Below are 5,230 nucleotides of genomic sequence, written 5' to 3' on the forward strand. Positions count from 1 at the left end.
GCGGCCGCGGCCGCCCGGGCCGACGCCTCGCCGGGCGGGGGCGCCGCCGCGACGCCGTAGTCGACGGCCGCGCGCAGGTAGGCGGCGCTGTCGGCGTACGCCTCGGCCAGCGCCGTGCTGAGGGCCCGCCCGGCGCCGCGGGGCCACAGCAGCAGGCCCACGGCGAGGCTCACCGCGCAGCCGAGGGCGACGTCCTCGAGCCGGACGATGCCGACCTGCCACCCGGTCGAGCCGAGGAGGTTGAACAGCACGAACAGCACGATGGTGAAGGCGGCCTGGCCGGCGGCGAAGGAGACGACCGCGGGCGCCAGGCCGGCGAGCAGGACCGCGGCGGGCAGGATCGCCCACGACAGCACGCGGTCCGGGCCGATGAGCGACACGAGCGCGCCGCCGGCGACGATGCCGGCCAGGGTGCCCAGGACGGCCCGCAGCACGGTCTGGCCGGTGTTGAGGGCGTTGGAGCGCAGCACCGCGAGCGCGCCGAGGACCACCCAGAAGGCGTGGTCGACCCCGGTCAGCCGGGCGACGAGCACGGCCAGGGCCAGGCCGGCGGCGGCGCGGACGCTGTTGTGCAGCCAGACCGAGTGCCGCTCCAGGTGGGCGAGGGCCCGCTCCCGCGCGGCGGCCAGCGGGCCGGCGATGCCGCTGGGCTGCCAGCCGAGCAACCGCTGCGGCAGCGTACGGCGGTCGGCCGCCACGGCGATCTCGACGTTCGCGCCGATCGCACCGGCCGCGAAGCTGATCTCCTGGGCCCGGAAGCCCGGCTGGAGATCCTCGGCCGGCCCGTCCTCCACCCCGTGGGCGGCCACCCGCAGGTCGGTCAGGGCGCGGTGCAGCCGCCCGGGGTCGCTCTCGGGCGAGTCCAGCAGTTCGGCGCCGTCGCGCAGGACGGCGGCCGCGGCGAAACGGACCCGGCAGGGGCGCTCGCCGCCGGGGGCGGGGCCGGCGACGAGGACCCGCTCCAGCCAGATCAGCTCGTCGACCAGGCGGACCAGGGCGCGGGCGCCGGTGCTCAGGCCGGTCGGGCGGTACGGGCTGCCGTAGAAGTCGTGCTTCAACGCGGCGGTCACCTCGTCGGCGCGCCCCGCGGCGGCCCGGATGTCGGCCGGGGTCCCGCCGGGCAGGCCGAGGGTCGCGGCCGCCTCGGCGTGCATGTGGTCGGCGAGCGCGTGGCAGACCTCGACGATGCGGCGGCGCAGGGGGTCACGCACCGGGGCCGGCCACAGCACCAGGATCGCCACCACGGCGAGGGCGGTGGCCAGCAGCCAGCCGCCCAGCCGGGCCGGGATCGCCGAGGGCGGCCCGGGCAGGGACGAGGAGAGGATGAACGGCAGCAGGAGGGCGCTCGAGGCACCGGCCAGCACCGAACTGACCACGCCGGAGAAGATCACGACGAAGGCGAGCGCGGCGGTGGTCAGGGCGGCCAGCCAGGTGACCGGGGCGACGAGGGTGCCGAGCGCGATGAACGCCGCCCCGGCCGCGCCCAGGCCGATCTGCGCCCGGGCCCGGTCGGCCGGTGGGCCGGTGAAATCGACGAAGAGCAGTTGGGCGAACGATCCGAAGGCGGCGTAGGTGGCCACGACCGGGTTGCCGATCACCCAGGCGGCCGCCCCGAAGGCGATGGGCATGACGACGGCCGTGCGGGCCGCGCGGCGCAGCACGGCCAGGCTGGCATCGCGGCGCCGGAGCCATTCAAGGGGACCCATGGCAGCATCCGATCACGGCCGGCCGCCGCGCGCACCTCTATTGTGAGCCGATGTGGAACACCGAGGACGAGGGCGTTCTGCGCCTGCCGTCGGGCCGGCTGATCCGCGGTCGCGGGCTGCGCCGTTCACCCGCGACGGGCGATCCACAGTTCGGGTTGTACCTGCTTGGCTCGGCGCCGCCCGATCCCGGGTGGCCGTACACCTGGCTGCGCTGGCCGGACTTCCGGCTGCCGGCCGACAAGGAGGCCGCCGCGGCCGCGTTCGCCGAGGCGCTGCGACGGGCCGGGGACGAGCGGGTCGAGGTGGCCTGCGGCGGGGGCCGTGGCCGCACGGGCACGGCCCTGGCCTGCATCGCGATCCTCGACGGCGTGCCGGCGGGCGAGGCGGTCGCGTATGTGCGCCGCCACTACCACCGGCACGCCGTCGAGACGCCCTGGCAGAAGCGTTACGTGGCGCGCTTCAGTTCGCGGCCTTGAGGGTCGCGGCGAGGACGCCCCGGCAGAACCGCTACACGGCGCGCTTCAGTTCGCGGCCTTGACGGTCGCGGCGAGGACGCCCCGGCAGAACCGCTACACGGCGCGCTTCAGTTCGCGGCCTTGAGGGTCGCGGCGAGCAGGCCGGGGCTGAAGGCGTCGCCGGCGAAGGCGACCACCCGCTCCAGCGGCATGCTCGCCAGGAAGGCGAACATCGCCGGGTCGGCGGCGGACGGGGCCATCGCACCACCGCCGGCCGCGGCCATCGCGGCGAAGGCCTCGGTGAGCGCCTGCGCGCCGCGCGGGTCGGCGAACCACTCCGCGATCGTCGACGCGGCGGTCAGCGGGCGCCGCTCGTCGTCGCCGGCCACCGCGGCCGTCGCGTGCAGCCGCAGGTCGCGCGAGGAGGCGCCGACCGCGACGGTGTACTCGCCGGCCTCCACCACCCAGCGGCCGAGTTCGATGTCCCAGTACGCCAGGTCGGCCGCCTCGACGCGCAGTACCACCTCGGCCGACTCCCCCGCGGCGAGCGGCACGGTGGCGAAGGCCTTGAGCTCGCGGGGCGCGCGGCGCACCCGGGAGCCGGCCAGCGAGGTGTAGACCTGCACGACCTCGCGGCCGTCGCGGGGGCCGGTGTTGGCCACGGTGAGGCGCACCTCCAGGCCACCGTCCACCGTGGACACCGTCAGGCCGGAGTACTCGAACGTGGTGTACGACAGCCCGAACCCGAACGGGTAGGCCACCTCCTGCTCGCGGGCGTCGAAGCCGCGGTACCCCACGTGGATGCCCTCGCCGTAGCGCACGTGGCCCTGCTCGCCCGGGAAGTCCAGGTGCGACGGGTGGTCGGCCAGCCGCAGCGGGATGGTCTCGGTGAGCCGGCCGGACGGGTTCACCACGCCGAAGAGCACGTCGGCGACCGCCCCGCCGCCGGCCTGGCCGAGCAGCCAGCCCTCGACCAGCGCGGGCACGGCCGCGTCCCACGGCGACGTGCGCACCACGGCGCCGTTGGAGAGCACGACCACGGTGCGCGGGTTGGCCGCCGTGACCCGCTCGATCAGCGCGAGGTGCGCGGCCGGCAGCTCCAGGCCCGTGCGGTCCGAGCCCTCGGTCTCTTCCTCGGAGCCCGCGAAGACGATCGCCACCGAGCACTCGGCGGCCAGCGCGGCGGCCGCGGCGGGGTCGTCGTAGCCCTCCGCGAAGCGCACCTCGCCGCGGGTCAGGGCGGCGATCTCGTCGAGCGCGTTGTCCAGCTTCGTCGGGTTGACGAGCGAGGAGCCGCCGCCCTGGTACCGCGGGGAGCGCGCCTGCTCGCCGACGACCGCGATGCTCGCCTCGCCGGCGGAGAGGGGCAGCAGTCCGCCGTCGTTCTTGAGCAGCACGATCGCCCGTCCGGCGACCTCGCGGGCGAGGGCGTGATGGGCCGCGGCGTCGAACGTGGCGCCCGGCGTCGCCGCGGCGACTGCCCGGCGTACCAGGGCGGCCACCCGATCCGAAGCGGTCTGCAGCGCCGCCGCGGGCAGCGACCCACCGCGCACGGCGTCGGCCAGCGCCCGGTCGCCGGGCTCGTCCGGGCCGGGCATGGTCAGGTCGAGGCCGGCCCGCACCGCCTCCACCCGGTCGACCACGGCGCCCCAGTCGGAGACGAGCACGCCCTCGTATCCCCATTCGCCGCGCAGCACGTCGGTGAGCAGCCACCGGTGCTGGCTCGCGTAGACGCCGTTGATCCGGTTGTAGGAGCACATGACCGTCCACGGCCGGGCCCGCTGGATCACTCGCTGGAAGGCCCGCAGGTACAGCTCCCGCAGCGTGCGCTCGTCCACGTCGGCGCTGACCCGCATGCGGTCGGTCTCCTGGCTGTTGATCGCGAAGTGCTTGAGCGACGCGCCGACGCCGCGGCTCTGCAGGCCCGCGACCCACTCGGCGCCCAGGGTGCCGGTGAGGATCGGGTCCTCGCTGAAGTACTCGAAGTTGCGCCCGCCCAGCGGGGTGCGCTTGAGGTTGATCCCCGGCCCGAGCAGCACGGCGACGTCCTTGGCGAGGCACTCGTCGCCCAGCGCCGCGCCGACCCGGCGGACCAGTTCGGGGTCCCACGTGCAGCCCATGGCCACGGCCGGCGGGAAGCACGTCGACGGCTCGCTGGCCAGCAGCCCCTCGCCGACGACCTGCTTGCGCACGCCGTGCGGCCCGTCGGTGACCATCACCGCCGGCACGCCGGCCACCGCCCGGGTGTGCCAGAAGTCGGCGCCGCTGGTCAGCGCGGCCTGCTCCTCGATCTCCATCGCGACGCCCCTTACTGAGTACTTAATAAGTAGTAAGTCACGCGTAACGTAGACCCGCAGGGTTGCGCCGACAAGAGGAGGCGGCACGGGTGGCACGAGGGGATCGCGCGCGACTGCCCGCCGAGCAGCGCCGCCGGCAGATCATCGAGTCCGCCACGGCCCTGGTCGCCGAGCGCGGCTTCTGGGGCCTGTCCATGCAGGACGTCGCGGACGACTGCGGCCTGACCGTGCCGGGCCTGCTGCACCACGTCGGCTCGAAGGACGGCCTGCTGGTCGCCGTGCTGGAGCACCGGGACGCGGAGGACCGGCGGGCACTGGGCGACCCGCCGCCGGAGGGGCTGCGGGAGCTGTGCGCCGCCCTGGTGCGCCGCAACGCCACCCAGCCGGAGATCGTGCGCCTGTTCGCAGTGCTGGCGGCGGAGTCGCTCGCCCCGGACCACCCGGCGCACGCGTACTTCGCGGCGCGTCAGCAGGGCGTGCTGGACGCGCTGGCCACGCTGGCCAAGGGGGTGAGCCCGCGGCCGGAGACGCTCGCCCGCCAGATCGTGGCCACCATGGACGGCCTGCAGCTGCAATGGCTGCGCGACCCCTCGGGCACCGACCTGGTGGCCATGTGGACCGCGGCCGAGAAGGTGCTCTTCGGCTGACGCATCGGCGATAAGTCCGAAAAGTCGGGCGCTGGCGCGCCCCGACATTTAGGGAGTAATAAGGATAGATTTTACCCCTGGGGGTGTGACAAAAACGCGGGGTTTGGGAGCAGAGACAATCTATT

General features: G+C 75.1%; 4 protein-coding genes. 2 read left to right on the forward strand and 2 right to left on the reverse strand.

Annotated features, from left to right (window positions below; translation table 11 throughout):
- Positions 1–1,706 (reverse strand): FUSC family protein (locus tag AB0M46_RS50940; protein ID WP_363348934.1); only part of this gene is annotated, 1,706 nt, incomplete at its 3' end.
- 50 nt (positions 1,707–1,756) lie between these two features.
- Between AB0M46_RS50940 and AB0M46_RS50945 the strand changes: the two genes are divergently transcribed.
- On the forward strand, positions 1,757–2,182 hold the full coding sequence (locus tag AB0M46_RS50945) for a protein-tyrosine phosphatase family protein (RefSeq protein WP_363348936.1): 426 nt from the start codon (positions 1,757–1,759) through the stop codon (positions 2,180–2,182).
- A 107-nt stretch (positions 2,183–2,289) separates the two neighbouring features.
- Here AB0M46_RS50945 and AB0M46_RS50950 read toward each other — a convergent pair whose 3' ends face one another.
- Positions 2,290–4,458, reverse strand: coding sequence for a glycoside hydrolase family 3 C-terminal domain-containing protein (locus AB0M46_RS50950; protein WP_363348938.1), 2,169 nt, complete (start codon positions 4,456–4,458; stop codon positions 2,290–2,292).
- An 89-nt stretch (positions 4,459–4,547) separates the two neighbouring features.
- On the opposite strand from AB0M46_RS50950, the gene AB0M46_RS50955 reads away from it, so the two are divergent.
- Positions 4,548–5,105 (forward strand): TetR/AcrR family transcriptional regulator, encoded by a 558-nt coding sequence (locus tag AB0M46_RS50955; RefSeq protein ID WP_363348940.1) that lies wholly within the window; start codon positions 4,548–4,550, stop codon positions 5,103–5,105.
- Positions 5,106–5,230: the final 125 nt, after the last annotated feature.

Source organism: Dactylosporangium sp. NPDC051485, from assembly GCF_040682015.1.
Classification (GTDB): Bacteria; Actinomycetota; Actinomycetes; order Mycobacteriales; family Micromonosporaceae; genus Dactylosporangium.